Genomic DNA, 26,177 nt, shown 5'->3' on the forward strand with positions numbered 1-26,177 from the left:
AGAATTATTTAACGTACCTATTTCATTATTCGACTTTACAATCATATTACTAAAAATAGGCCTGTCACCAGACAGGCCTATTTTATATGAATGTACAAAGTTTATTGCAACTGTTAAAGAAACTAACGGCTACACTCTTCCAGTAAATACGCTAGATGACGATACGAAATACCGCTGTGTTGAGTTAACCCCACTTCACACATTCTGTTGGCGTAGTAACCTTGTTTAACTTCAGTAGGAATAAGATTTTTGATATTACGTAATGCACTGGCGTTAATTTCAGGCTTATATAACCCTTTTTCACCCGCATAGCCACAACAGGCAATGCCAGCCGGTAATATCACATCCTGAGCACAGGCATCAGCAATTGCCTGAAGGGCAGGTTCAAGTTTCATTTTACGCGCACTACAGCCCTGGTGTAGCGTAATACTGGCTTTTTTAGTGATAGTCACTTTAGGTAAAATATTGTCATGCATAAACTGCACAAGATCTAAAATATCGACTTTGGGGTTACCCGTGAGCGTGCGATATGTACAAGATAATGCATCAACCACTACAGGAACTTTACCGTTATCACTAAGCTTGCTGAGGGAGTCAATTAACTCATCTCGTTTAGTGTCAGCATTTTTGAAATCACCCTTTGATTCCCACATTTGGCCGCAACACAATTCACGCGTGTTATTTGGCGTAACAACGTTATAGCCTGCTCGTTCAAGTAAAGTCATAACCACTTCCGATAAGGTGCGGCTGTCAGGATCTTTTGGCGTAGGGCCAAATGTACGCCCACCACAAGCTGGGAAGTAAACCACAGTTGGCTGACCAATTATGTGGGCTGACGGTTTAGCAACATTGCCGCCTTTAGGGAAGTCAGGATTCCAGTAGGGCACTTCTTTGCTGATCATGCGGCCGACATTCATCAATGAGTTGGTAACACTATCACCCGTCAGTTTATGAATAGTGCCTAATAGATTAAAGCCTGTGCTGATAACGGTATTCACAGCGCCATAGTGTTTGGCTTGAAAATCTAATACTTTTTGTTCAGTGGTACTGATATAAGGAGTACGCAGTTTACGCACCAGTTGCCCCATACTGCTGTCAACAGGGCAGGCAATAGTACATAACTGACAAGCAGCACAGGTATCAATTACATCGTACTTAGCGCTAGCGCGCATTTTATCAGCCGCTTGTTTGTCACCGGATTCGGTTAATCTTTCTATTTCACGCAGTACGGCGATACGTTGGCGGGGTGAAAAATTAAGCGCTGATGTTGGGCAGGTTTTTTCACAAAATCCACATTCAATACATTTATCAATAAAATCATCAACCACAGGGCAAGGTTTGATATTTTTGACATGGATTTCAGCGTCATCATTTAAAATCACCCCAGGATTGAGTAATCCTTGAGGATCAAAAATGTGTTTAATCTGCTTCATTATGGTGTAAGCATCAGCGCCCCATTCCATTTCAACAAAAGGGGCGACGGCACGGCCAGTACCATGTTCCGCCTTCATTGAACCATCATACTTATTGATCACCATATCCGCGACATCCTGCATAAATGCATGGAAGTTGCGCGTGTCGGTTTCAGATGAAAAGGTGGGGGTGATAATAAAATGGAAGTTGCCCGCTAATGCATGGCCATAAATAACGCCTTCAGGGTAACCGTGTTTATGAAATAAAGCGGTTAGATCGGCCGCGGCGGCAGCAAGATGCTCAAGTTCAAAGGCTACATCTTCAATAATAACTGAGGTTCCTTTAGGGCGTGCGCCACCAATAATAGGGAACAAACCTGAACGCATAGCCCAGTATTGAGCAAATACAGCAGGATCGTTGCTGAATTCAATTGGGCGTTCTGTTTCAATATGGGCAATTTTGTTAATCACATCTTGGGTATATTGGGCTAATGTTGTTTTATTGTTTGCTCGGCACTCAATTAATAATATCGCCGCGCCTTGAGGTAATTGATTTAACCAGGTAGGCATACCAGGCTTGCCCATAACAGATTTAATCGATGCCCAGTCGAGTAATTCAACCGCAGCTACGCTGTCCCCCTTCATCGGTGGAACGGCACTTGCAGCATCTTCCATGCTGAAAAACACGGCCATAGCAGAAGCTTTAAAAAGGGCTTCGTCTACTGTGTGATAAGTCACTTCGTTGACAAAGGCTAATGTTCCTTCTGCACCCACAATGAGGTGGTTGATTAAATCAAAAGGGTCATTAAAGTCGACTAGCGCATTGATGCTGTATCCAGTGGTATTTTTAATCGAGAACTTTTTACGAATTCGCGCAGCCAAAGCCGAATTATTTTGGGTCATTTTAGCTAAAGATGATAAAGCTTCTAATATACCTGGATGACTTAGTGCGAATGCAGATTTAGATTGTTCACAACCCGTGTCTAATTCGGTTCCATCTGCAAACAATAATTTCACTGACGAAATCGTTTGATAACTATTTTGAGCGGTTCCACAACACATCCCAGAAGCGTTATTGGATACAATACCACCAATTTTAGCCGCCGCAAGAGTGGCAGGGTCAGGACCAATTTTTTTGTTAAATGGTTTTAATACCGCATTCGCATCTGCACCTATAACCGCGCAACCTAAGGTTATTTGACTTCTATCTGCACTGATATTAATGGTGCGAAAGCCGTCATGGCCGAGTATTAATAAAATACCTTCACCAATTGCTTGGCCTGATAAGCTGGTGCCTGCTGCCCTGTAGGTAACTGGTGCATTATGTTTGCGTGCAATTTTAAGGGTTATTTTAACTTGCTCAAGTTCATTAGCATGAACAACGATTTCAGGTACGATACGAAAATAACTAGCATCTGTAGACCACGCAAAGCGACGAGTCGGGTCATTGCTGACCGCTTTTTCGCCTAGTTGTAGCGTTAACTCTTGCATGATGGTTTGATAATCAATCGTCATAATATTTCTCTTATTAATTCAGCAGCAAATCACAGTAATAAACCATCAACAGTAAACTTCAGTGACTTGCGACATTGAGAACAGGTCATTAAGCTTAGAAACCACCCCAAATGACAGCAATGGTGCCAGCAACAAGCGCATAACCTAATGCTATAGGCATTGTTTTACGAATAATTTCAGACTCACGTCCTGCCATTCCCACCACGGTTGCCGCTGCAACAACGTTCATCACACACATCATGTTACCAGCATTAGCACCAATGCCTTGCAGTGCTAAGGCCAGCGCATGGCTCATTCCAATATTATCGGCAACAGAGTACTGTAAGCCTGAAAACATCATGTTGGAGAAAGTGGCTGAACCGGAAAGAAATGCACCAAATATACCAACAATGGGCGATACCCAAGCCCAAACTGAGCCCATAGTATTGGCAAGTAAATCTGCTAATGCTACCGGCATAGATTGCAGGCCTGCAGAGTTTGCACCTGAGTTTACGAATATTTTGACCATAGGCACAGATGCGCCGAGTGAGATGATGGTGGGTAACATTGAACCGCAAGATACCGTGATAGATTGTTTAATGGCTTTTGGTTTCATTCTGAATAATATAAAACCTAAAACACACACTAGAATAAAGAAAATCCCCGGCGCATAAAATGTGGCAAAGCTGGCTTTTAGCTCGGTACCTAACAACCCCGTCCAGCTGATATTGAATCCTGTTAACCAAGTTTTAAATGGGGTAACAACTCTGGAAAGCACTAACAATGCGGCCATAATAATATATGGCGACCAGGCTGCAATTTGCGAAAACCTAGTTTCTACAGGCTTATCTTCAGTGGTGATATCCTGTGATAGTTGTTCATTGTCTGCAAAGTCATTCCAGGGCGTTATTGGAAGTAACCAGCCTTTTTGAGCGACCGGAATAACCACTGCCATGCCAATTAACGCACCAATAACCGAGGGGAACTCAGGACCGGCAAGGTAATTAATTAACCATGCCGGAATGGTGAAAGCGAAACCTGCTAGCAGTGCAAATTTCCAGATTTGTAACCCTTCTTTAAATGATTTGTTCTTACCAAAAAAGCCAGTTAACACACAGACAACCACTAAGGGAATTAATGAGCCCGTGATTAAATCAATAGTGATAATGTGCATGGCAATAAACTGAGCATAATTAGCAAAGTTACCGCCATGGGCTGTAATTTGTTCGGTTGCCATGGACACGCCATTTTGTATTAGACCTTGTTCCATACCAAATAATACAGGCAAACCAATTGCGCCAAATGATACCGAGGTCGAGTCGGCAATTAATGCCACTACAGCGGCCGCAATAGGCGGCACACCTAATAAAACTAGTAATGGTGCGCCAATGGCTGCGGGTGTACCAAAACCAGCCGAACCTTCAATGAACGAGCCAAATAGCCAACAGATAATAATAACCTGTACTCGCGCATCTGCACTGATACTGGTAAAGCCGGCTCGAATAGTGTCCATGGCGCCAGAATATTTAAGCGTATTGAGTAAAAACACTGCGCCAAAAATAATGGTGAGAGGAGTGAGGGCTGATAATAATCCTTCTACAATCGAAGCTGCGAGTATTCTAGTGTCCATGTGCCAAATGAAGATAGCCGCTAATCCTGTCGCGACCATTGAAATGGGCATGGCTTTAGACGCAGGGAGCTTAAGTAAAACAAGGAACACCATAACGCTGATAATGGGCGTTAAGCTCGCGATTAGCTGTAACGTAGTCATGCACACCTCTTTATTTGTAAGGTTGTTAGTTTAGGTCTTATTTTTGTTTGTTATATTTCTATTACTTCGATGTAACAAAAGGTAGATGTAATAGACTGTATTTTGTGACTTCAATACTTGATCAAGATCATTTTAAAACTTAACTATTACAAACCATCCAAACATTGGGACATAGATCGATTTCACTCATTTAAGTATGTGATTAATATCACCGTTTAAGTGTTCAGCGAATGAAGGATGATTTTACTTAATATTAGCGATTATGAATGTGAACTCACTCACGAGATGAGCATTCAAGGTGATAAAAAACGCTATATATCACCTTGATAGGAAGTTGAAGAGATCGAGCGTGAGCATTAAGTGATTAAAACAGCTTGCTGCCCCAGCCCAGTTTATTGCGCAATACGTGGAAGTAATTATGGCCTTTAGGATGGATTAGTCTTAATTGTTCACTTGAGCGGCGAATAATAATTTCATCACCAGGCAACACGGCTAAGTGAACGTGGCCGTCACAACTGACTTCAAGATTTTCACCATTCTCAGGTGACACGACTAATTTGATCGTGCTACAAGCATCAACCACAATAGGGCGACAAGAAAGGGTGTGGGGAAACATAGGCACTAGAATGAGTGCTTGTAAATTAGGCGTTAAAATAGCACCGCCTGCTGACAATGAATAAGCAGTAGACCCTGTTGGTGTTGATACAATCATGCCATCCGCGCGTTGGCTGTACATAAACTGCTCGTCTATGTAGACTTCGAATTGGATCATGTGAGCAATTTTACCAGGGTGTAATACCGCTTCATTAACCGCAGTATTACTTGAGGTTATTTTGCCATGGCGATGTACTTCAGCTTCTAATAAAAAGCGGTATTCAGTTTCAAATTCACCATCAAGTACATCAGACAAGGTATCTTCAAAATTATCTGGAGGCAAATCGGTTAAAAACCCTAAATTACCCCGGTTAACGCCAATGACAGCAACATCAAAACGGGCTAACACCCTTGCTGCACCTAGCATATTTCCATCACCACCGACCACAATGGCGAGATCACAATGTGCCCCCATCTCGAGTAAGTCCATGGATGAAATATCATTACCCAGTTCTGCTGAGACACGGGACTCAACAATAACTTGGTAGCCTTGCACTGATAACCAATGATGCAAACGCTTCAAGGTTAAGTTTGTGCCATGATGATGCGGCTTACCGATAAGGCCGATAGTATTAAACTTTTTGCTCATATTGATATTTGTTGGGCTTAAAAGCCTTGAAACGCTGAAATTGATCCCCATAATATACCCAAACTAATTAAAAGTGTCAGAAGCATGATAATTAATCTTCTTCTGACATGTTTCTGTCAGATTTTCGAAAATATCGCATTTTTTAGCTGGAGTGAAAATGAGCAACGAGTCAAACTACGATCCACAAGATATCGATACCCAAGATCAAGTGGAAGAAGGTACCGTCATTGAAGCTGGTGAAGCAAGCTTAATGGATGAGTTAACCCAGGCTAACTTCCGCATTGAAGAATTAGAGCAGCTATTAGCAGAGTCTGAAGCAGCACTCGCTGATCGCAAAGAAGTTGAAGTGCGTGCGGCAGCTGAGATACAAAATATTCGTACACGTACTGCAAAAGATGTAGAACAAGCGCGTAAGTTTGCCTTAGAAAAATTTGCTAATGAGCTTTTACCGGTTATCGACAACATGGATAGAGCGTTACAAGGTACCTCGCCAGCTGATGAGGCCACTAAAGCTATTTATGAAGGTGTTGAATTAACCATGAAAGGTTTCTTAAGTACAGTTGAGAAATTTGGCGTGGTACAGCTTAGCCCATTAGGCGAGACGTTTAATCCTGCACATCACCAAGCTATTGGTATGCAGCCAAGTGCTGAGTATCCAGAGAACACCGTGATGTTAGTGATGCAAAAAGGTTATATTTTAAATGACCGTTTATTACGTCCAGCTATGGTGATGGTATCGCAAGGCGGTCCAGGTGTAGATACTCAAGCATAATCACTTAGAACGGTAGCCTTCTACCTTTCCAAAAGTAATCGATTAAAAAGGGCTGATAATTCAGCCCTTTTTTTATGCGTTTTTTTAGTTGGTTTAGATTAAGAAGTTATTTTAGCTACGTGATATCAACTAAGCTAAATAGTCTCTAATCTGCTGCTCAATACCTTTGGTATCTAATTTCAGTTCACTGATAATTTCATCTGGAGCGCCGTGTTTAATAAACTCATCCGGTAGACCTATTTGAAGCACAGGCATAATGATTTTAAGTTGTTGTAACGCTTCCATCACGCCACTACCTGCGCCGCCCATTATCGCGTTCTCTTCAACTGTGACAATCACATCATGGTTGTTTGCCAGTTCTGTCAGTAGCTCAATATCTAACGGTTTCACAAAGCGCATATCGGCAACTGAAGCATCTAATGCTTCAGCAGCAATTAAGGCGGCTTCTAATGTTGTACCAAAATTAACGATAGCAATTTTTTTGCCGTGGCGCTTCATTACGCCTTTGCCGATAGGCAATTGGGTCATTTCTTCAACTTGTTCAGCACCTGTTGCACAACCTCTTGGGTAACGCACCGCAGTAGGACCGTCCTGATAGCAATAGCCGGTGTACAGCATCTGACGACATTCATTTTCATCAGAAGGGGTCATGATTATCATGTTGGGAATACAACGCATAAAGCTTAAATCAAACGCGCCTTGATGGGTCGGACCATCTGCGCCGACAATACCACCACGGTCAATGGCAAATAACACAGGTAAGCGTTGTAATGCTACATCGTGAATGAGTTGATCATAGCCGCGTTGTAAGAAGGTAGAGTATATGGCTACAACGGGCTTTAAGCCTTGGGTTGCCATACCAGCACTTAAGGTTACTGCGTGCTGCTCAGCAATAGCAGCATCAAAATACTGTTTAGGGAAACGTTGTGAAAACTCAACCATGCCTGAACCTTCACGCATAGCAGGGGTAATTCCCATCACTTTATCGTCAAGCTCAGCAACATCACATAGCCATTTACCAAACACCTGTGAAAATGTCGGCAAACCTGGTTTAGTCGCAGGTTTTTTGAACTGGCTAGGATCAAACTTAGGCACTGCGTGCCAGCCAATAGGATCTTTTTCTGCTGGCTCATATCCACGACCTTTTTTAGTCATGATGTGCAGGATCTGTGGCCCTTTTAGGCTACGCATATTGCGCATGGTTTCAACTAAGGCATCAACATCATGGCCATCAATAGGGCCGATGTAATTAAAGCCTAGTTCTTCAAACAAAGTCCCGGGAACCACCATGCCTTTTAGGTGCTCTTCTGTTCTCTTAGCTATTTCCTTAATAGCAGGCATGCCTTTAAGCACTTTTTTACTGCTTTCACGGATAGTCGTGTAAAAGCGGCCAGACATAAGTTGAGCAAGGTGATTATTAAGTGCGCCAACATTTTCTGAAATCGACATTTCATTATCATTCAGCACGACTAACATATCGTTGCGTAAGTCACCGGCATGATTTAAAGCTTCAAATACCATACCACCTGTCATTGCGCCATCACCAATAACAGCAACAACTTTACGGCCTTTATTTTCTTTTTCGGCGGCAATTGCCATGCCTAAAGCTGCACTGACAGAGGTGCCAGAATGACCGACACTAAAGGTATCGTAATGACTTTCTTCACGCCATGGAAAAGGATGCAAACCGTTTTTTTGGCGAATAGTGTGCATGCGGTTACGGCGGTCAGTTAAAATTTTGTGAGGATAAGCTTGATGGCCAACATCCCAAACCAATTGGTCAAAAGGCGTGTCGTACACATAATGAAGCGCTACGGTTAATTCAACCGTGCCTAAGCCAGAAGCAAAATGACCGCTAGACATGCCTACCGACTGCAACAGAAACTGGCGCAGCTCATCTGATACCTGCGGCAATAAACTCTGAGGTAGCTGTCTAAGTTCTTCTGGGGTGTTAGCTTTTGCTAACACAGGATATTGAGAATTATCGAAACTCATAGTGAGATATCTGTCTTATTATATTCTTCGCACGATAATATACCGGGCAAAGTCTGCAATTAACTGACTATTGTATGGCAATTTAGTCAGTTCTGATAGAGCATCATCAACAAGTTGCTGTGATGTCTGCTTGGCACCTTCTAAACCGAGTAATTTAGGAAAGGTACTTTTATTTGATTGCTCGTCACTGCCTTGTGGTTTACCTAACTCTTCGGTGCTAGCAACGATATCTAATATATCGTCTTGCACTTGAAAGGCTAAACCTATTTTACCAGCGTAAACCATTAAGGCTTGATGTTCATTATCGGTGGCATTGGCTGCAATCAACGCCATTTCTACTGCGCAGCAGATTAATGCACCCGTTTTTTTGTTATGAAGCTCAGTTAATCTCGCCATTTCAATACGCTGATTTGTGGCGCTAAGATCAATTGCCTGACCACCACACATCCCCTGATAACCAGAGGCTTTTGCCAATGATTTAACAATGGCTAGTTGCTGAGCGGGCATTAAACCCTCAATAGGCTCACTGATAATATCAAATGCCAGAGTTTGTAATGCGTCACCTGCTAATATTGCGCTGGCTTCATCAAAAGCAATATGAACAGTAGGTTGGCCACGGCGAAGACTATCATTATCCATTGCTGGTAAGTCATCATGGATAAGCGAATATGCATGAATACATTCAATGGCAGCGGCTAAATTATCTAATACCTTTAGCGGGACATTTAACATTTGTCCTATACTGTAAACCAAAAAAGGTCTGATACGCTTACCACCTAATAACGCACCATGGGTCATGGCCGCTTTTAATTTTGGTGCAGCGTTATCAAGGTCAGTTAATTTTTGGCTTAATACTTGATCAACTCTTTGTTGATAAGTCTTTATTGCATCAGTTAGCACTGTAATACCTCAACATGCTGTCAAAGCTGTTTATTGTTCAATTTCTAATGGGGTTAAGGTGTCTTTGTCATCTAATAAAATGGATACTTTCTGTTGTGCCTGTTCAAGTTTTGCCTGGCTTTGGCGTACGAGGTTGATGCCTCGTTCAAACTGCTTTAATGCATCATCAAGGGAGACTTCACCTTGCTCTAAACTGGCTACAATAGTTTCAAGTTCATTTAAAGATTGCTCAAAACTGAGATTTTCAGGTTTTTTTGCCACGTTGATATTTCCTCTTGTTCAGCGTGTGACAAGGTATATCAGCCGAGCTTTTGGGTCAAATACAGACGCTGGATATTTGCTCAATAGCACGCTTTGTTACTGAAATTTGTTTAGAAAGTTGAAATTCGAGCTAAACTAGAAATGATTTTGACCGATAACATAGTAAGATGATGTTTAAGTTTAACGATTTTAGCATTAGCATGTTCAAGCAGACTTAACTGCATTTGAGGAGATGTTGTGGATTTAGCAACCCTGATAGGAATTATTGGTGCTTTTGCATTTATCATTGGCGCTATGGTGACCAGTGGTGGTATTGGCCTATTTATCGACGTACCGTCAATTTTGATTGTTGTTGCCGGCTCTTTATTTGTGGTGATGATGAAGTTTAACCTAAAACAATTTTTAGGTGCGATTAAGATTGGCTTAAAAGCCTTTATGTTTAAAATTGATAAACCAGAAGACCTCATTGAGCAATCAGTTAATATGGCCGATGCTGCCCGTAAAGGGGGCTTTTTAGCGTTAGAAGAAGCGCAAATTAGTAACACATTTATGCAAAAAGCTGTCGATATGTTAGTTGATGGTCATGATGGCGAGGTCGTACGTAATGCATTAGAGAAGGATATTGCCTTAACTGAAGAGCGCCATAAGTCTGGGGTGAATATTTTTAAAGCCATGGGCGATGTTGCACCTGCGATGGGGATGATTGGTACGCTTGTTGGTTTGGTTGCCATGTTATCAAATATGGATGACCCTAAATCAATTGGCCCATCAATGGCGGTGGCGTTATTAACCACACTTTATGGTGCGGTAATCGCCAATATGATAGCCATACCAATGGCGGATAAATTGGCGCTGCGGATGAATGAAGAGCTATTGAATCGTAATTTGATTATGGATGCGGTATTGGCGATTCAAGATGGACAAAATCCACGGGTAATTGAAGGCTTTTTGAAAAACTATATCGCTGAAAAACAACGTAAAATAGATACAACGGACGGGGAGTAACCCATGGCTAAGGCCAAGTGTGAATGTCCACCTGCCGGCGCGCCCATGTGGTTAGCAACCTTTGCTGATCTCATGTCGTTGCTGATGTGCTTTTTCGTATTATTATTAGCGTTCTCTGAAATGGACGTAATGAAGTTCAAGCAAATTGCAGGTTCAATGAAGTATGCCTTTGGTGTACAAAATAAAGTTGAAGTCAAAGACATCCCTAAAGGAACATCTGTTATTGCACTGGAGTTTCGTCCTGGTCGACCCGATCCCACTCCGATTGAAATTATTAACCAGCAAACTAATGAAATGACTCAACCAACCATTGAGTATCAAGCAGGTGAAGAAGACAGTGCTGGCGGAGTACAAAAACAGAATGGCGCCCAACGTGGGGGTAATGCTAGCGCAACTGCACAAAAAGAAGCTGAGGCGGTTAAAAAAGATGCCGCATCTTCACAAGATAATATCAATGAACAGCTTAAAAAAATGGCTGAACAATTGAATGAACAAATTGTTGATGGTGCCATTGAATTAGAATCCTTAGGTCAGCAAATTATTATTCGAATTCGAGAAAAGGGTTCATTTTCTTCCGGTTCAGGCTTTCTTCAGCCCCAGTTTAGGCCTATTGTGCGATCCATCGGTGAGTTACTCAAAGATGTCCCAGGCATTATCACTGTGTCAGGACATACAGATGGCGCCCATATCAGCAATGAGCTTTATAGTTCAAATTGGGATTTATCCAGTCAGCGGGCTGTTGCGGTAGCCCATGAGTTGATGAAAGTACCTGGCTTTGATGAGACACGAATGAAAGTGATGGGAGAGGCGTCCAATAATCCACTGGTGCCTAATGACAGTAACACTAATCGAGCTCGAAATCGTCGAGTCGAAATAGCCATAGAGCAGGGCAAACCTAAAGAGTCTGATGAGATTAAAGTGACTCAGGATCCGCAGACGCCCCAAAATCCTTAATAAACGCAAATGGCTGACTTTAAAGCGCAATCAAATGATTGTGCTTTTTTTGGACCATATCTAGCGTGATATAAATATATCGTGATGCTTGCCCAAGCGGATAATGTTATTACAAGCGACTAAAAATTTGATATAATCCTCAGAATTACTGCTTTTTTACGTACGGTAATTAATGTATTCGACTCAGTGTAAGCTGGGTCGATATTTTTTTGCCGTGAAAAATAAGTCCTTATTTTCTTAATTCAAACCATTAACTATGACGTTGGCTAAGTACATTGCCGTGTTTAGCCAGTAATTAATGTTGCCGGAACCGCTATGAAGTTTATTGTAAAGTTATACCCTGAAATCATGATGAAAAGTAAATCGGTAAGATTACGGTTTACTAAAATGCTAGAAACGAATATTCGAAATGTACTTAAAAAAGTCGACGAAGAGGCTAAGGTGCTACGTTTATTTGATCGGATCATCGTCAAGGTACCTGAAGATAAACCAGAATTGCAGGACATATTTGGGCAACGCTTAGCGTGTATTCCTGGTATTGCCCATGTGGTGCAAGTCAGCGAGTATCCGTTTGATACTATTGACAGCATTTACCAGTTAGCCTTACCCCGGTACCGTGATGAAATTGCCGGTAAAACATTTTGTGTACGGGTAAAACGTACCGGAAACCATGATTTTAATTCTATTGATGTTGAGCGTTATGTCGGTGGTGGCTTAAATCAACATGCTGATGCCTTGGGCGTAAAACTGAACAATCCCGATGTTACCGTTAATCTTGAAATTGATGGGAATAAAGTTTATTTGGTTGAGCGTCGTATTGAAGGCTTAGGTGGTTTTCCAATGGCAACCCAAGAGGATGTGTTATCACTTATCTCAGGTGGGTTTGACTCTGGTGTATCAAGTTTTCAATTTATTAAAAAGGGTTCGCGTACCCATTATTGCTTCTTCAACTTGGGTGGCGCACAGCATGAAATAGGCGTTAAACAAGTAGCCTATCATTTATGGAAAACCTATGGTGAGTCACATAAAGTGCGTTTTATTACCGTGCCGTTTGAGCCAGTTGTAGAACAAATTTTAGAACGAATTGATAGTGGTCAAATGGGCGTTATTTTAAAGCGTGTGATGATGCGTGTAGCTGCGCGTATTGCCGAGAAATTTAAAATTCAGGGTTTGGTGACAGGTGAAAGTTTAGGTCAAGTGTCTAGCCAAACCTTGACCAATTTGAATGTGATAGACCGCTGTACTGACATGTTAATTATGCGTCCACTGATAGCCATGGACAAACAGGATATCATCAATCAAAGTCGCTTAATTGGCACAGAGGATTTTGCTAAGACAATGCCTGAATACTGCGGTGTTATCTCTCAAAAACCGACGGTAAAAGCAGTGTTATCTAAAATTGAAGCTGAAGAATTAAAGTTTGATGAAGATCTTATCGAACGTATCGTTTATTCAGCTAAAGTGATGGATATTAGAGATATTGAAACAGAAATGAATCAACAAATCACTGAAACAGAAACGGTAACAGATATTGCATCTGGCGAAATAGTGATTGATGTACGTGCACCTGAAGAAGAAGAGCGTAAGCCATTATCAATAGAAGGCGTAGAGATTACAGCAATCCCATTCTTTAAGTTGGCAACAAAATTTGCTGACTTAGATAAGAGCAAAACCTACCTATTATATTGTGACCGCGGTGTGATGAGTAAATTACAAGCCTTGTATTTAATTGAACAAGGCTATCAGAATGTAAAAGTTTATCGTCCATAAAACGTTAAGCTGATTGTAATAAAGGCTTGTATCTTCAACGGTGCAAGCCTTTTTTATAGCATTTGTTTATAGCATTTGTTTATAGCATTTGTTTATAGCAACTGTTTATAGCAATTAAGTGATAATCTTCGATATGTAAAAATCTAATCAATACCGTTTCGTGAGCGCGAATTTCCCCCTCCATTATTCAGCTGAGATACACCTCGAAAATCCTCCCCGCTAACGTTATTTCAATATGTTAATCTAATCAAAAACCTGTTCTTTACAAACCGTAAAAAATAGAGATAATCATTAGAAAAACTAATTAAAATAATAAGAGATTAATCATCATGGCCAGACGATTACCGCCCTTAAATGCAGTTAAAGCATTTGAAGCGGCAGCAAGAAACCTCAGTTTTACTAGGGCTGCAGAGGAGTTGTTTGTTACTCAGGCTGCGGTTAGCCATCAGATTAAAGCATTAGAAGATTTTCTAGGGTTAAAGCTTTTTAGACGTAAAAATCGATCATTACTGTTAACCGAAGAAGGTCAGAGCTACTTTCTTGACATCAAGGATATTTTCATTCAGTTGGGTGAGGCGACCGACCGCTTGCTTGCCCGCAGCGCTGTGGGCTCGTTAACGGTAAGTATGTCACCGAGTTTTGCTATTCAATGGTTGGTGCCGCGGTTAGCCAAATTTAGTGAAAAGAATCCTGATATTGATGTGCGTATTAAAGCGGTAGACAGTGATACAGGGTCGTTAACAGATGATGTTGATGTGGCAATTTATTATGGTCAAGGTAATTGGGCAGGGCTTAGAGCGGATAAACTGCGCAATGAAGTATTGATCCCCGTTTGTTCACCATTGTTATTAAATGGACCTAAGCCACTAAGTACCCCAAGTGATTTGAAATATCATACCCTATTACATGACTCAAGCCGCCACGACTGGCAGGCCTGGTTTAGACAATGCGGGGTAAGTGATATTAATGTTAATCAAGGCCCCATTTTTAGTCATTCATCTTTAGTGTTACAAGCCGCTGCCCACGGGCAGGGGGTTGCATTAGGCTACAGCGTATTAGCCAGGCCGGATATTAAAGCGGGCCGCCTGGTATGTCCGTTTCCTGAAGTCTTAGTCAGTAAAGATGCTTACTATTTAGTGTGTCAGCAAAACCATTCTGAATTAGGCAAAGTCAGCGCATTTCGTGAATGGATGGTGGATATGTTTGCAGAGGAGTCACGCAGTGAATTACTCACAGGATAGCTTAGCTGCCAGTCCTTTAAATATTGATCGCCCAGCAAGCTTGTTAGCAAGCGATTACTTACTTGAAGGCGACAATCAAAGTGATACTTTAATTGTGCTTACCCATGGCGCAGGCGCTAATATGCACCATGCTTTCATGCAACAATTGGCTGAGCTCTTGGTATTACAAGGTTTTGCTGTATATCGATTTAATTTCTTATACATGCAGGCCAATATGCTTGATGGCAAGAAGCGCCCACCGGATCGCGCCCCTAAGCTACTGTCGCATCTTGAATCTGTGCTGAACGATATTTATCACAAACAGCAGCAGGGAGTTATTACCGCTAAACGAGTCGTGTTTATCGGTAAGTCGATGGGCTCAAGAATGATGGCGACATTAACCTCAAATTTACACACCTGTGATAATGTCGAGGCGCAAACTATATTAGGCCAGGTTGTTGGTCAAATATGTCTGGGTTATCCCTTTGTTCCTATTAAAGGCGGAGAGCCCAGATTACCACCCCTTAATGATTCGAACATGCCAACCTTAGTGCTACAGGGAGAGCGTGATAAATTTGGTTTGCCTGAACAAATAGCGGCATGGACGTTCAGGGACAGCATTGAGTTTGTCACTATTCCTGATGGCGATCATAGTTTTACACCAAGAAAGTCGTCAGGTACCACGTTTGACGCTAACCTAAAACTTGCTGTGGCAGAAATCGTTAAATTCTCTCAGTCTGTCACTTAATTCATTTTAGGATGATAAATCCGCTAACTCAATTCAAGGTGCGTTATGAACCATCGTTTGTTATTTATTGCTGCTATTAGTGGTTTTATTGCTGTTGCTTTAGGGGCTTTGGCGCCCATGGGTTAAAGAATATTGCCTCAGCGGAAATGGTTAGTATTTTCAAATTAGCGGTTGAGTATCAGTTTTATCACACCTTTGCACTAGTGAGTTTAGCTTTTGCGGCCCAATGGTTGTCAGCTAAGTGGCTTAATTGGTCTGCGGGCTTCTTTATCGTAGGCATACTCTTGTTTTCTGGTTCACTGTATTTATATGCTTTAACCCAGGCTAAATGGATTGGTCCTATCACTCCTATGGGAGGGCTTTGTTTACTCATAGCTTGGGCGTTATTTGCGATTGCTGCATGGCGTAGACCCATTAATACTGATCAAATCTAAATCTGCTATAGCGTCATATTCTTGCTATAATCCGACAAAATTTGGCTCCAAGATCGACTATTGCTAAGGCTTTACATGAAAAACCTATTCTTATTTTGCCGCGCTGGATATGAAAAAGAGTGCGCAGCAGAAATTCAACAACGTGCGGCAGAGCTCAACATAGGCGGCTTCGTTAAAACTAATAACAATGACGCTTATGTTATTTATCAATGTTTTGAAGACAATGGTGCCGATAAGTTAGCCGAGCAACTAGCATTGCAGTCGTTAATTTTTACGCGACAAATGTTTGCCGCTGGCGAGTTACTAATTGACTTGCCAGAGCAAGACAGAATGAGTCCGATTGTTGCAGCCTTAGGTGAGATATCTCGTTGTGGCGAATTACGGGTAGAAACTCCTGACACTAACGAAGCAAAAGAATTGTCGGCATTTTGCCGTAAGTTCACTGTACCATTACGCCAGGGGTTGAAAAAAGCTGGTATTTTATTGGCCAAAGAAAGCCAAAGTCGTCCAATTGTACATGTGTGTTTTATTGGTCCGGGAAAGGCGTATGTAGGCTATTCTCTTAGCAATAACAGCTCACCACATTTCATGGGTATTCCGCGCTTGAAAATGGTTGCAGATGCACCGAGTCGCTCTAGTTTAAAACTAGACGAAGCTTTTAGTGCCTTTTTAACTAGAGAAGAGCAAGATTTGCGCTGTCGTAGTGGCTTAAATGCCGTTGATTTGGGCGCATGTCCTGGTGGTTGGACTTATCAATTAGTCCGTCGAGGGATGATGGTTGCTGCTGTTGATAATGGCCCTATGAATGAAAAGTTAATGGAAACAGGCCAAGTTAAGCATTACCGTGCCGATGGCTTTCGATTTGAACCCCCAAGAAAAAATATTTATTGGTTAGTATGTGACATGGTTGAAAAACCTTCACGCGTGGCAGAGTTGATAGAAGCTTGGGCCATTAATGCATGGTTTAAAGAAGCTATTTTTAATCTGAAATTACCAATGAAAAGTCGATACAAAGAAGTGCGAGTTATTTTAGACACTATGGCGGAGATTTTTAAAGAAAATAACATTGAATACCGCATGCAATGCAAACACCTTTATCATGACCGTGATGAAGTGACGGTACACTTATGGTTATTCCCAGAAAAAGGCGTTAATTATGCCGTATTGGGTGAAAGATAAGTTATTCATTTTTCAGTGTTAGATTTATATAAAACAAAAAGCCCTAATCGAAATTAGGGCTTTTTGTAGGTTTTTGTGCTCAACAGCAAAAGCTAATCTAATCGTTCTAATACTGCTTGAGTGAAATCAGTAGTGCCATAAGTGCCCCCTAAGTCACGGGTAGTACGGTCGCCTTCTTCAATCACTGCTGCTACCGCATTACGGATCATTACCGCTTTATCTGACATACCTAAATATTCCAGCATTTGAATTGAGGCTAAAATAACGGATGTTGGATTAGCTAAGTTTTTACCCGCAATATCTGGTGCACTACCATGTACCGCTTCAAAGATTGCGGCGTCGCGACCAATATTTGCCCCCGGAGCCATGCCTAAACCACCGACAAGGCCTGCACACAAATCAGATAAGATATCGCCGAATAAGTTGGTTGTGACTATTACATCAAAGTTTTCTGGGTTCATTACCAGCTTCATGCAAGTGGCATCAACAATCATTTCTTCAGTAATCAAATCAGGATAACGTAAGCTGACTTCCCTAGCCACTTTCAAAAACAAACCTGAGGTTGATTTCATGATATTGGCTTTATGCACAATAGTGACTTTTTTACGATTTTCTTTACGGGCTAATTCATAGGCAAATGTCACGATTTGCTCAGCACCTTTGCGGGTAATAATACTGGTTGCTTCAGCCGTTTCACCGTCGTCTGATACTTTTTGGCCAAAACCTGAGTACATGCCTTCGGTATTTTCTCGCACCGTAATAATATCAATATTTTCATAACGTGCTTGAGTGCCCTTAAATGAATTTACTGGGCGAACATTTGCATACAAGCTGAACTTTTTACGTAAACTAACATTAATTGAAGTAAAACCTTCACCAACAGGAGTGGTTAACGGGCCCTTTAAAGTAATGCGGTTTTTTTCAATTAAGTCTAAGGTACGTTGCGGTATTAGCTCTCCGTGTTTTTCTAACGCAGCTAGACCAGCATCGGCAAATTCATATTCAAAATTACAACCAGCCTTATCAAGAATTTTTAATGCAGAATCGATAATGCTTGGGCCAATCCCATCACCTGGAATTACAGTTATTGTACGTTTTGACATAAGAAGTCCTTACACCTGAGATGTGACTGCAATGAATACAGCGCATTAATATTGACCGCCTAAGCAAGGTGATTTAAATACGGCTTACACTAAGCGGTGGCACTAAGATCGAAACGCAATGTTTCGGTGAGCTATTTTAACGATTTAACATCTTTATTTACACAAAACTGAGAGTGAAATGACATTTTAAAGGTCATTTAAAGTCATTTTGGATTAAAATAATTCAATAAGTGACCGATTCAACTAAATCTTAACAAATCGATAAGTCAGCCTGCCTTTTTCAGCAAGAGTTAACACTATTAAAGCAGGATATATTGTTCATTTATTGCGGTTATTTACTAGACGACCATAGTCGAATAATGAAAGTAGCCATACTTATGTGGCAGCTGGTGACTAATTACAAATGAGCACTGAACAGTAAATACTTCGAATTGGGTGTTAGTTGTTATTAATACCCCATAATTATAAAAGAGGAAGATTGTGAAATTATCTTATTTGTCCATTTACGCGGTGGTGGCTTTGTCGCTCTCATCGAGCCTGATATCAGCAGAACCATTAACTCTGACCGACATTATGCATTTTAAAACCTTACAGCAACCAGTATTAGCTGATGATGGTAGCATAATGGCAGTTGAGGCTCAGCCTGACAGAGGTGAGAGTGATGTTATTATTAAATCGACTGATGGTAGCAAGAGTTTTGAAATTACTAATGGAACTCAGCCTGAAGTGACACCTAATGGTCAATTTGTTATCGCGACTATTCCAGCAAGTTTGCTAGATAAAGAAACTAAAAAGAAAGCCGAATTAACCCAGAATATAGTGCTACTTAACACTAAGACAAACACACAACAGACATTTGAAAATGTTAAGTCGGCGCATTTTAATGATAATGGCCAGTATTTAGCTATTTGGTTCAAAGAAGAAAAACCTGCCCCAGACAGTAAGCCAGCAGAAGATAATACAGAGCAATCAGATTCGAAGAAAAAGCCCAAACTTGATGATGCGGATAAAGGCACCTCGTTAACCTTAATCCATTTAACGACTCAAAAAGAAATTCAACTCACTAATGTGACTCAATACGCATTTGATGAGTCAGGAATTCATTTTGTCGCGGCGGTTAATGATCATGATAATAATCAACATCATGTCACGTTAGTGAGCTTAAAAGATCACACTCAACGTAATATATATAGCGCGATAGATGAGCAAGTGGGCGAGCTCGCTTTAAGCAACGATGGTCGCTTTGTTGGATTTACGGCGGGAAAACTGGCCAGTAAGCGTGATAGTCGTGAATATAAATTACATCTTATTGATATAAAGTCAGGTAAAAAACGTCAACCTAGTAGTGATGGGTGGACGTTGAATCAACATGCTAGCGTGATGTTTTCCCGTGATAACGAGCGGTTATTTGTTGGTAGAGTACCGCAAATTATTGCCCCTACAGCGCGGGTAAAATATACCGACGGGCAATCATTATTTGATCAAGATGTCATTACTGACAATAAAAATCTACGGGTTTGGCATGGCGATGACCCCAAAATTAAGCCCCATGAAGTGAAAGAATATCAAGATGAGCTAAAGCGTACTTATTTAGCGGTTTATCATATTGAAGCAGATCATATGGTTCAATTGGCTGATAAAACTGTGCCAACGATAAATTATGGTGAGCAACAGCGTTATTTAGTGGCAACATCAGATGTGCCTTACCAGAAAATGATTACCTGGGCCGGTTTTTATCAAGATGTGTATTTGGTGGATGTGAACACGGGTCGAAAGATTTTGGTGTTGGCACAGCAACCTAGTGACGCGATTCCGACATTATCACCTAATGCTCAATTCCTTCGCTATTATCAGCAGGGAAATATTTATATTTACGATATTGCTCAAGCGGTAAGTTATAACTTGAGTGGTCAATATGATGTGCCATTTTCCGAGGAAGACCATGATTATCCGAGCCAAGCTCCAGGTTATGGTTTTGGTCCATGGTTAGCCGATAGTTCAGGCTTTATTGCCTATGATAAATATGATGCATGGCAGTTCAATACCAAGTCTCATAATGGTTTTATGTTATCTAATGGAGAAGGGCGAAAGCAAGGTATTGAATTTCGCGTTAAAGGGTTAGTTGAAGATAAACAGCCTGCTACGCTTAAGCAAGATCAAGTGGTGCTATTACAAGGTTACAGTCATCGCAATAAAGAGGATGAGTTTTACCAAGCAAAAATAGGTACAGCAGGGGTAAAAAAACTCACTAATAGTAAAAGTAAATTAACCGTGCTAGCCAGAGCTAAGCAGAGCGAACAGGTATTATTTTCAACCCAGCGTTTTGATTTATATCCAGATATTTATACTGCAACGCTAGACTCCCTAAGCAGTGCTAAAGCGCTTACTCAATTAGACAAGCAGCGCCAAGGGTTTTCTTGGGGCCATGCAGAGCTAGTGCAATGGACTGGCGCAGATGGTGAGTCTATTGATGGCGTGTTGATTAAACCAAGTAATTACCAGGAAGGAAAAACCTATCCTGTTATGGTCTATTATTACCGCTTTATGAGCGATCGTTTACATGCTTTTCCTGATATGAAAATAAACCATAGACCTAATTTTGCCTGGTATACCGATAATGGTTATGCGATTTTTTTACCAGATATTCGTTTTGAAATTGGCTATCCAGGTATATCGGCGGTAAAAGCATTAACCTCTGGAGTACAAAAAATAGTTGAAATGGGTGTCGCGGATCCTAAAAAAATCGGCCTGCATGGACATTCATGGAGCGGTTATCAAACGGCTTATGCTGTTACTCAAACTAATATGTTTGCCGCAGCGGTAGCAGGGGCGCCGGTATCGAATATGACCAGCGCCTACAGTGGAATTCGACATGGTAGCGGACTTGCACGTCAATTTCAGTATGAGGCCGGCCAAAGTAGAATGGCTGAAAGCTTATATAAAGCGCCACAGAAATACATTGAAAACTCACCTGTATTTTATGTTGAACGCATTCAAACACCTATGATGATTATGTTTGGTGATATTGACGATGCTGTGCCTTGGGAGCAAGGTATTGAAATGTATTTAGCCATGCGCCGTGCAGGTAAGGATGTGGTATTTCTTCAGTATGAAGGCGAACCACATCATTTGAAGAAGTACCCTAACAAGCTGGATTACACCATAAAAATGCGTCAATACTTTGATCATTACTTACTCGGTAAGCCAGCGCCATTATGGCTTGAAAAAGGTGAAGCTTATCAAGAGTATTCGGCAGACTAATAAGATGCTAAGTTGACTAGAATATGCAGGCACTAGCGGCCTGCATTTTTATTGGAAAACATTTTCATCTCAGTGCATAACACTAGAATCTCTGATTGGCTGCGATAATGCTGTTGAGGTCGGCGATAAAAGTGACTTATTGAAAAATGATAATACATTTAAGAGGAACTACTACATCATCTGGTCTTACCAACCATTCTGTCTTCAACAGTTATCATCCTGAGTAAGTAATCCTTTATTTGACTTAATATAAGATTTGAATATTAAGGATACAAAAAAGTGAGTCAATCTCATAAATAGAATCGCGCTAAAGACCTAGTTTTGCGGGAAACATATCGATTATTTAACTGATTGCGGCTCACCGCTCAATATTGATGAGCCGCGGCATAAGTGCAGGATTAAACTAGTGAGCCTGAATACTGTTATCAGCAAAAATAGTGCTAGCTAAATATTGTTGGAGTGTTTCGGTTCCCCAAGCGATTAAGATATTATTTTTAAACAACAGCGGTGTGCACTCATCGCGAGTGGTAATGCCATCTGATTGCACATGGTGGGTGCGATAAAATAACAGTTGATATTGACCATCTATAGCCGTTTTAGCCTCAACAAAATCCGCGCTGCCAAATATCTTTATAATGTCTTCCCGTGGTTGTCCAAAGCTGAGTTCACTCATTTTCTGGTTATTATAAGCTTGCCTGTCATCCCACTCCCTATCTTCTGGCTGTGGTTCGTAAACAAACATCACAACAGCGACAAAAAAGAGGTATGCGATAAAAACCCCACCGATAACGTAAGTAGCTTTAGCTTTCATTTATAGGCCCGAATATATTTTAGTGTTGAGTTATAATATTATTTAACTTAATGGATTCTAATGTTTTTGTAACGGCTAATTTTGTAACTTATGGTGTCGATATCCCAGCTTGATATCTAAATTGTTTTAAGTTGATATTGAGTGGAATATCACATTGCAGCTGGGCCAATTTGTAACTAATACGTGCAATGTCTTTTCCTTCTGCAAGTTTTTGTGCCTGTTTGGGGCCAAGATTTTCCAGTGAACGATAGATATTAGCTAAAGTGCGAAATTTATTCAGTAAGTCTGCCGCTGATTTAGGACCGATACCTGCAATGCCGGGGATTTTATTGCCGCTGTCGCCTGCAAGGGCAATAAAGTCCAAAAATTGACTGTGTACTACACCAAGTTTGCGTTCATGTTCAATTAAATCAAATGCTTTTTGATTAAAGTGATCCCACAATGTCAGTTGATTTTGCGGTAACTGGCTAAAGCCTTTATCGGTAGAGGCAATAATTGCCTGGCCCTGATTATTGGTAATTTTAAGGGCTAATGTGGCGATAACATCATCAGCTTCTGATGCTGCATCTAATGAATAGATATGCTCTGCGGCCAGTGCCGATTTAATTTCCTTTAACCCTTTATGTAAGGCTTCAGGCATCGGCTTTCGACCTTTTTTGTAATCAGCATAAAGCTTTTTACGCCAAGACTCTTGTTCGCCATCCCAGACGGCAACGACATGGGAAGGTTGATGGTGTTGTAACATTTTATGACAAGCTGCCAAAGAGCGCGCCTTAACACTGTCAATATCAGTCTCGTCTGGTAACACCGCATGTATACGCCGAACCAGGTTAAGACCATCAATAATGAGTAATTTATTCATATTATTATTTTATGTGATGATTTTATAGCAAGGCTCATAAGCGCTGCCAGGAAGTTTCATTCGCTGTTGTTCTACAAATGCATTAAGTAGCTTGTCCATCATCTCCATTAACTTAGGGTCGCCTTTAATATGGAACTTGCCGTGCTCCTTAATGCGCTTGATGGTTTCGCCTTTCACATTGCCAGCCACAATGCCTGAAAATGCCTTACGTAAATTAGCGGCAAGCTCAGCTTTATTATTTTGAAAGTATAGATTTAAATTTGCCATAACTTCATGGCTGGGATCAAAGGGTAATTGAAATTCTGGTTCAATTTTTAAAGACCACTGATACTGATAAGCATCGCCTTTTGTTTTGCGATAGGTTTTCACTTCCGCCATACCTTGTTTCATTATTTGAGCAACCTTGATAGGGTCATCAATAATAATTTGATACTTATTCTGGGCTTCTTCGCCAAGGGTGGCACCAATAAATTTATCAATTTCTTCAAAATATTGTGCACTTTGCTTAGGGCCAGTAAGCACTAATGGAAAAGGAGTGTCAGCGTTTTCTATATTCAATAAAATACCTAAAAAGTACAGTAGCTCTTCAGCAGTGCCCGCACCACCTGGGAATATAATAATACCATGACCAATGCGCACAAAGGCCTCAAGGCGTTTTTCTATGTCGGGCAAAATGACCAGTTCATTGACGATTTGATTAGGAGGCTCTGCGGCAATAATACTGGGTTCGGTTAAACCAATATAACGAGCATTTTTAACCCTTTGTTTTGCATGACCAATTGCCGCGCCTTTCATCGGACCTTCCATTGCACCAGGGCCACAGCCAGTACAAATATCAAGTTGCCTAAGCCCTAACTGGTATCCTACGTCGCGAGTATATTGATATTCGACGGCATTAATACTGTGCCCGCCCCAACATACGACAACATTGGGGTCCTTCATTGGCGAGATCGCGCGCGCATTTCTCAATATATCGAAAACAACATTGGTAATGTGACTCGCATTGGTTAAGTTGATGTGTTTGAGGTTATCGTATTTATTGGTGATGTAAATGATGTCACGCAGTACAGCAAATAAGTGTTCTTGAATACCGGTAATTATTTCGCCGTCGACAAAAGCTTGCTCGGGAGGGTTGATCAATTCAAGCTTAATACCACGTTCACGTTGAAGTACATTGATATTAAAGGTGTCGAATCTATCGAAAAGCGCTTCAGCGTCATCACTGACAAGGCCTGAAGATAACACCGCTAATGAGCAGCTGCGGTACAATTGATAAAGGTCGCTTTTGGCGCCTTGTTTTAGTCGATCAACTTCCAACTGTGAAAGTTGATCCAAACTGCCTCGAGGGCTAATCCGTATAATCATAAGCAACTCCTTTAGACCTAAGTGTAAAGACACTTAAGCTGCGGTGCTGCTTATATGTCTATTACGACTCTGTCTCTGCCATTATTTTTCGCTTTATAGAGTGCCGTATCTGCTCTTTCAAAAGCTTCTTCGATGGTTTCATTGTCCATCACTTGCGCAGCACCGATAGATAATGTAACTGTAATTCTCTGATTTTTAAATTTAAATGGAATATTTTTTACTTTTTCTCTTACGCGGTTAAGTAATGCTGAAATATGCTCTTCGGTAACGTCAGGCAGTAACAGCACAAACTCTTCACCACCGTACCTTGCCACAAATTCACTGTCGCGTAATGAGTTTTTAAGGGCCATAGCAATTACTTGCAGTGTTTTATCACCCGTACTGTGGCCAAAGTTATCATTTACCGATTTAAAATGGTCAATATCAGTTACCGCAATCCACAAAGGTGTCTTAAATCGAACATGATTTCGATATTCTTGATCCATTCTGTCCTCAAGGGCGGTTCTATTTGCCAGTTGAGTCAGTGGGTCAAGAAGATTAAGTTTTTGGTGTTCAAATAGTTTTTCTTTATAACAATTTGCTTCTTGGGTAATACTATTAAGCTCTTTACGCATGGCTTCAATAGACTTACGTAATATTGTTTGTTCACGTTGCTCAAGCGCTTCTTTGCGTGATAACACATCACGAAGGGATGATAACTGCACTGTTAGCTGCGTCTTTAAATCACTTAAGTCATCGACTTCAGTGATAATACCGTCGGCATTATTAACCCTTAAATTAATCTCTTTATTTAACTGCTGCTTAAGTTGATGGCTTCGCTCATTGTTGTTTTGCGAATTATTGACGACATCACGAACAACGGTTAAAGCATCATTTAATGCGTATAGAAAGTCCTGGGAAGCTGATTTCTCTCTAGCAATATTATCTAATAATAAGCTTAGGATAGTTTGATACGATTCAAGTAGAGTATTTAAACTAATATCGCCCAATAATACTTCTTTCATTACCAGGATTTGGTCGCGTTGATCTTTACGAAACTCTATTTCAGATATCTTTACTGCCAGCTCTCGCGCAAGCTGAATGTGCTGCGGTAATATGTCGTAATTGTCTGCACCGGTAAATTGTTGCTGTAAAATTTCTTCGTAAAAGCCAATAAGCTTTTCAACTTTGGGGATGTATTCCCATACGGTGTGAAAAGGTTTCGCGAGATCTTGCTTGAAATAATTGATTTCTTTTTTGACTTTATCGGGTGCTGAATTGACTCGTTGAATCTGCCTTATCACTCTAGCAAGACCTAATCTGCTTTCTTCAAGCTGAGTCATAGTATGGTGATATTGACCTTTCAAAATTCTTTCAATATCAACTAATTCAGGTAGTGCCTCGTCAATTTGATCGTAATCATGTAATTGATGACGTAATTTGGCTAATTTATTATCAAGTTCCAGATTCTGTCCTTTACAGGCCAAGCTTAAATGGCCAATAAACTGGATCAAGGTTTTAAGCTTATCATTACGATCTTTATTAATATCCTCTAAAGCTGTTCGGGCAGCATGAAGTTTTTGTTTCATTAGCGCTATTTGTGATACCGCTATCTCAGAATCTTTCATAAAATGCCTT

General features: G+C 40.9%; 19 protein-coding genes and 1 pseudogene. 9 read left to right on the forward strand and 11 right to left on the reverse strand.

The features are described 5' to 3' along the window. Positions 1-122: 122 nt before the first annotated feature. The 3 genes from ACRWQN_RS08145 to nadK all read right to left on the reverse strand — a co-directional run bounded on the left by ACRWQN_RS08145 (position 123) and on the right by nadK (position 5,920). Entirely contained in the window at positions 123-2,927 is a 2,805-nt protein-coding gene (locus ACRWQN_RS08145; protein ID WP_434940419.1) for an FAD-binding and (Fe-S)-binding domain-containing protein, read from the reverse strand. Positions 2,928-3,021: 94 nt separating this feature from the next. Next, positions 3,022-4,677 carry an L-lactate permease gene (locus tag ACRWQN_RS08150; RefSeq protein WP_434940420.1) on the reverse strand — a complete coding sequence of 552 codons (1,656 nt, stop codon included), beginning with the start codon at positions 4,675-4,677 and terminating at the stop codon, positions 3,022-3,024. 364 nt (positions 4,678-5,041) lie between these two features. Next, positions 5,042-5,920: an NAD(+) kinase gene (nadK, locus tag ACRWQN_RS08155; RefSeq protein WP_434928763.1), complete on the reverse strand. Its 879-nt coding sequence runs from the start codon at positions 5,918-5,920 to the stop codon at positions 5,042-5,044. 157 nt (positions 5,921-6,077) lie between these two features. Between nadK and grpE the strand changes: the two genes are divergently transcribed. After that, positions 6,078-6,692 (forward strand): nucleotide exchange factor GrpE, encoded by a 615-nt coding sequence (gene grpE, locus ACRWQN_RS08160; protein WP_226410422.1) that lies wholly within the window; start codon positions 6,078-6,080, stop codon positions 6,690-6,692. A 129-nt stretch (positions 6,693-6,821) separates the two neighbouring features. Here grpE and dxs read toward each other — a convergent pair whose 3' ends face one another. From dxs to xseB, 3 genes are read right to left on the reverse strand one after another with little or no spacing between them, the layout of a single operon-like run. Further along, positions 6,822-8,687 carry a 1-deoxy-D-xylulose-5-phosphate synthase gene (gene dxs, locus ACRWQN_RS08165; RefSeq protein WP_434940421.1) on the reverse strand — a complete coding sequence of 622 codons (1,866 nt, stop codon included), beginning with the start codon at positions 8,685-8,687 and terminating at the stop codon, positions 6,822-6,824. An 18-nt stretch (positions 8,688-8,705) separates the two neighbouring features. Continuing rightward, on the reverse strand, positions 8,706-9,587 hold the full coding sequence (ispA, locus tag ACRWQN_RS08170; protein ID WP_434940422.1) for a (2E,6E)-farnesyl diphosphate synthase: 882 nt from the start codon (positions 9,585-9,587) through the stop codon (positions 8,706-8,708). Positions 9,588-9,617: 30 nt separating this feature from the next. Further along, positions 9,618-9,848 carry an exodeoxyribonuclease VII small subunit gene (gene xseB, locus ACRWQN_RS08175; RefSeq protein ID WP_226410419.1) on the reverse strand — a complete coding sequence of 77 codons (231 nt, stop codon included), beginning with the start codon at positions 9,846-9,848 and terminating at the stop codon, positions 9,618-9,620. Between the two features lie 237 nt (positions 9,849-10,085). Here xseB and pomA point away from each other — a divergent pair, with 237 nt between their 5' ends. From pomA to rlmM, 7 genes and pseudogenes are all read left to right on the forward strand, one after another. Next, entirely contained in the window at positions 10,086-10,853 is a 768-nt protein-coding gene (pomA, locus tag ACRWQN_RS08180; protein ID WP_434928766.1) for a flagellar motor protein PomA, read from the forward strand. A 3-nt stretch (positions 10,854-10,856) separates the two neighbouring features. Further along, positions 10,857-11,807 carry a flagellar motor protein MotB gene (locus ACRWQN_RS08185; RefSeq protein ID WP_434928767.1) on the forward strand — a complete coding sequence of 317 codons (951 nt, stop codon included), beginning with the start codon at positions 10,857-10,859 and terminating at the stop codon, positions 11,805-11,807. 315 nt (positions 11,808-12,122) lie between these two features. Further along, positions 12,123-13,577, forward strand: coding sequence for a tRNA uracil 4-sulfurtransferase ThiI (thiI, locus tag ACRWQN_RS08190; RefSeq protein ID WP_434930122.1), 1,455 nt, complete (start codon positions 12,123-12,125; stop codon positions 13,575-13,577). A gap of 329 nt (positions 13,578-13,906) precedes the next feature. Then, a complete protein-coding gene (locus ACRWQN_RS08195) occupies positions 13,907-14,818 on the forward strand; it encodes a transcriptional regulator GcvA (protein ID WP_434928769.1) in 912 nt (303 codons plus the stop codon). A 22-nt stretch (positions 14,819-14,840) separates the two neighbouring features. Continuing rightward, positions 14,841-15,545, forward strand: a complete 705-nt coding sequence (locus ACRWQN_RS08200; protein WP_434940617.1) for an alpha/beta family hydrolase — start codon at positions 14,841-14,843, stop codon at positions 15,543-15,545. 45 nt (positions 15,546-15,590) lie between these two features. Then, positions 15,591-15,979, forward strand: a pseudogene (locus ACRWQN_RS08205) (DUF423 domain-containing protein). Positions 15,980-16,054: 75 nt separating this feature from the next. Continuing rightward, positions 16,055-17,158 carry a 23S rRNA (cytidine(2498)-2'-O)-methyltransferase RlmM gene (gene rlmM, locus ACRWQN_RS08210; RefSeq protein WP_434928771.1) on the forward strand — a complete coding sequence of 368 codons (1,104 nt, stop codon included), beginning with the start codon at positions 16,055-16,057 and terminating at the stop codon, positions 17,156-17,158. 92 nt (positions 17,159-17,250) lie between these two features. On the opposite strand, the gene ACRWQN_RS08215 is transcribed toward rlmM, so the two are convergent. Beyond that, the gene (locus tag ACRWQN_RS08215) at positions 17,251-18,261 is read right to left on the reverse strand and encodes an isocitrate dehydrogenase (protein ID WP_434940423.1); all 1,011 of its coding nucleotides are present in this window, start codon (positions 18,259-18,261) and stop codon (positions 17,251-17,253) included. Between the two features lie 480 nt (positions 18,262-18,741). On the opposite strand from ACRWQN_RS08215, the gene ACRWQN_RS08220 reads away from it, so the two are divergent. Continuing rightward, positions 18,742-21,522 carry an alpha/beta hydrolase family protein gene (locus ACRWQN_RS08220; protein WP_434940424.1) on the forward strand — a complete coding sequence of 927 codons (2,781 nt, stop codon included), beginning with the start codon at positions 18,742-18,744 and terminating at the stop codon, positions 21,520-21,522. A 403-nt stretch (positions 21,523-21,925) separates the two neighbouring features. On the opposite strand, the gene ACRWQN_RS08225 is transcribed toward ACRWQN_RS08220, so the two are convergent. From ACRWQN_RS08225 to ACRWQN_RS08240, 4 genes are all read right to left on the reverse strand, one after another. Further along, complete coding sequence (locus ACRWQN_RS08225; protein ID WP_434928773.1) at positions 21,926-22,333, reverse strand: DUF3192 domain-containing protein; 408 nt, start codon at positions 22,331-22,333, stop codon at positions 21,926-21,928. Positions 22,334-22,421: 88 nt separating this feature from the next. Beyond that, complete coding sequence (gene xni / locus ACRWQN_RS08230; RefSeq protein WP_434928774.1) at positions 22,422-23,195, reverse strand: flap endonuclease Xni; 774 nt, start codon at positions 23,193-23,195, stop codon at positions 22,422-22,424. Positions 23,196-23,204: 9 nt separating this feature from the next. Beyond that, the gene (ppnN, locus tag ACRWQN_RS08235; protein ID WP_434940425.1) at positions 23,205-24,560 is read right to left on the reverse strand and encodes a nucleotide 5'-monophosphate nucleosidase PpnN; all 1,356 of its coding nucleotides are present in this window, start codon (positions 24,558-24,560) and stop codon (positions 23,205-23,207) included. A gap of 50 nt (positions 24,561-24,610) precedes the next feature. Beyond that, positions 24,611-26,167: a GGDEF domain-containing protein gene (locus ACRWQN_RS08240; RefSeq protein WP_434940426.1), complete on the reverse strand. Its 1,557-nt coding sequence runs from the start codon at positions 26,165-26,167 to the stop codon at positions 24,611-24,613. Between the last annotated feature and the right edge of the window lie 10 nt (positions 26,168-26,177).

The sequence above is a fragment of the Shewanella sp. HL-SH8 genome (genome assembly GCF_051165765.1).
In the GTDB taxonomy this organism is placed as follows: domain Bacteria; phylum Pseudomonadota; class Gammaproteobacteria; order Enterobacterales; family Shewanellaceae; genus Shewanella; species Shewanella glacialimarina.

Bases quoted from the DNA above. Each gene is read 5' to 3' on its own strand.
- ACRWQN_RS08145 (WP_434940419.1), bottom strand. From the start codon at position 2,927: ATGACGATTGATTATCAAACCATCATGCAAGAGTTAACGCTACAACTA.
- ACRWQN_RS08150 (WP_434940420.1), bottom strand. From the start codon at position 4,677: ATGACTACGTTACAGCTAATCGCGAGCTTAACGCCCATTATCAGCGTT.
- nadK (WP_434928763.1), bottom strand. From the start codon at position 5,920: ATGAGCAAAAAGTTTAATACTATCGGCCTTATCGGTAAGCCGCATCAT.
- grpE (WP_226410422.1), top strand. From the start codon at position 6,078: ATGAGCAACGAGTCAAACTACGATCCACAAGATATCGATACCCAAGAT.
- dxs (WP_434940421.1), bottom strand. From the start codon at position 8,687: ATGAGTTTCGATAATTCTCAATATCCTGTGTTAGCAAAAGCTAACACC.
- ACRWQN_RS08185 (WP_434928767.1), top strand. From the start codon at position 10,857: ATGGCTAAGGCCAAGTGTGAATGTCCACCTGCCGGCGCGCCCATGTGG.
- thiI (WP_434930122.1), top strand. From the start codon at position 12,123: ATGAAGTTTATTGTAAAGTTATACCCTGAAATCATGATGAAAAGTAAA.
- ACRWQN_RS08195 (WP_434928769.1), top strand. From the start codon at position 13,907: ATGGCCAGACGATTACCGCCCTTAAATGCAGTTAAAGCATTTGAAGCG.
- rlmM (WP_434928771.1), top strand. From the start codon at position 16,055: ATGAAAAACCTATTCTTATTTTGCCGCGCTGGATATGAAAAAGAGTGC.
- ACRWQN_RS08215 (WP_434940423.1), bottom strand. From the start codon at position 18,261: ATGTCAAAACGTACAATAACTGTAATTCCAGGTGATGGGATTGGCCCA.
- ACRWQN_RS08225 (WP_434928773.1), bottom strand. From the start codon at position 22,333: ATGAAAGCTAAAGCTACTTACGTTATCGGTGGGGTTTTTATCGCATAC.
- xni (WP_434928774.1), bottom strand. From the start codon at position 23,195: ATGAATAAATTACTCATTATTGATGGTCTTAACCTGGTTCGGCGTATA.
- ppnN (WP_434940425.1), bottom strand. From the start codon at position 24,560: ATGATTATACGGATTAGCCCTCGAGGCAGTTTGGATCAACTTTCACAG.
- ACRWQN_RS08240 (WP_434940426.1), bottom strand. From the start codon at position 26,167: ATGAAAGATTCTGAGATAGCGGTATCACAAATAGCGCTAATGAAACAA.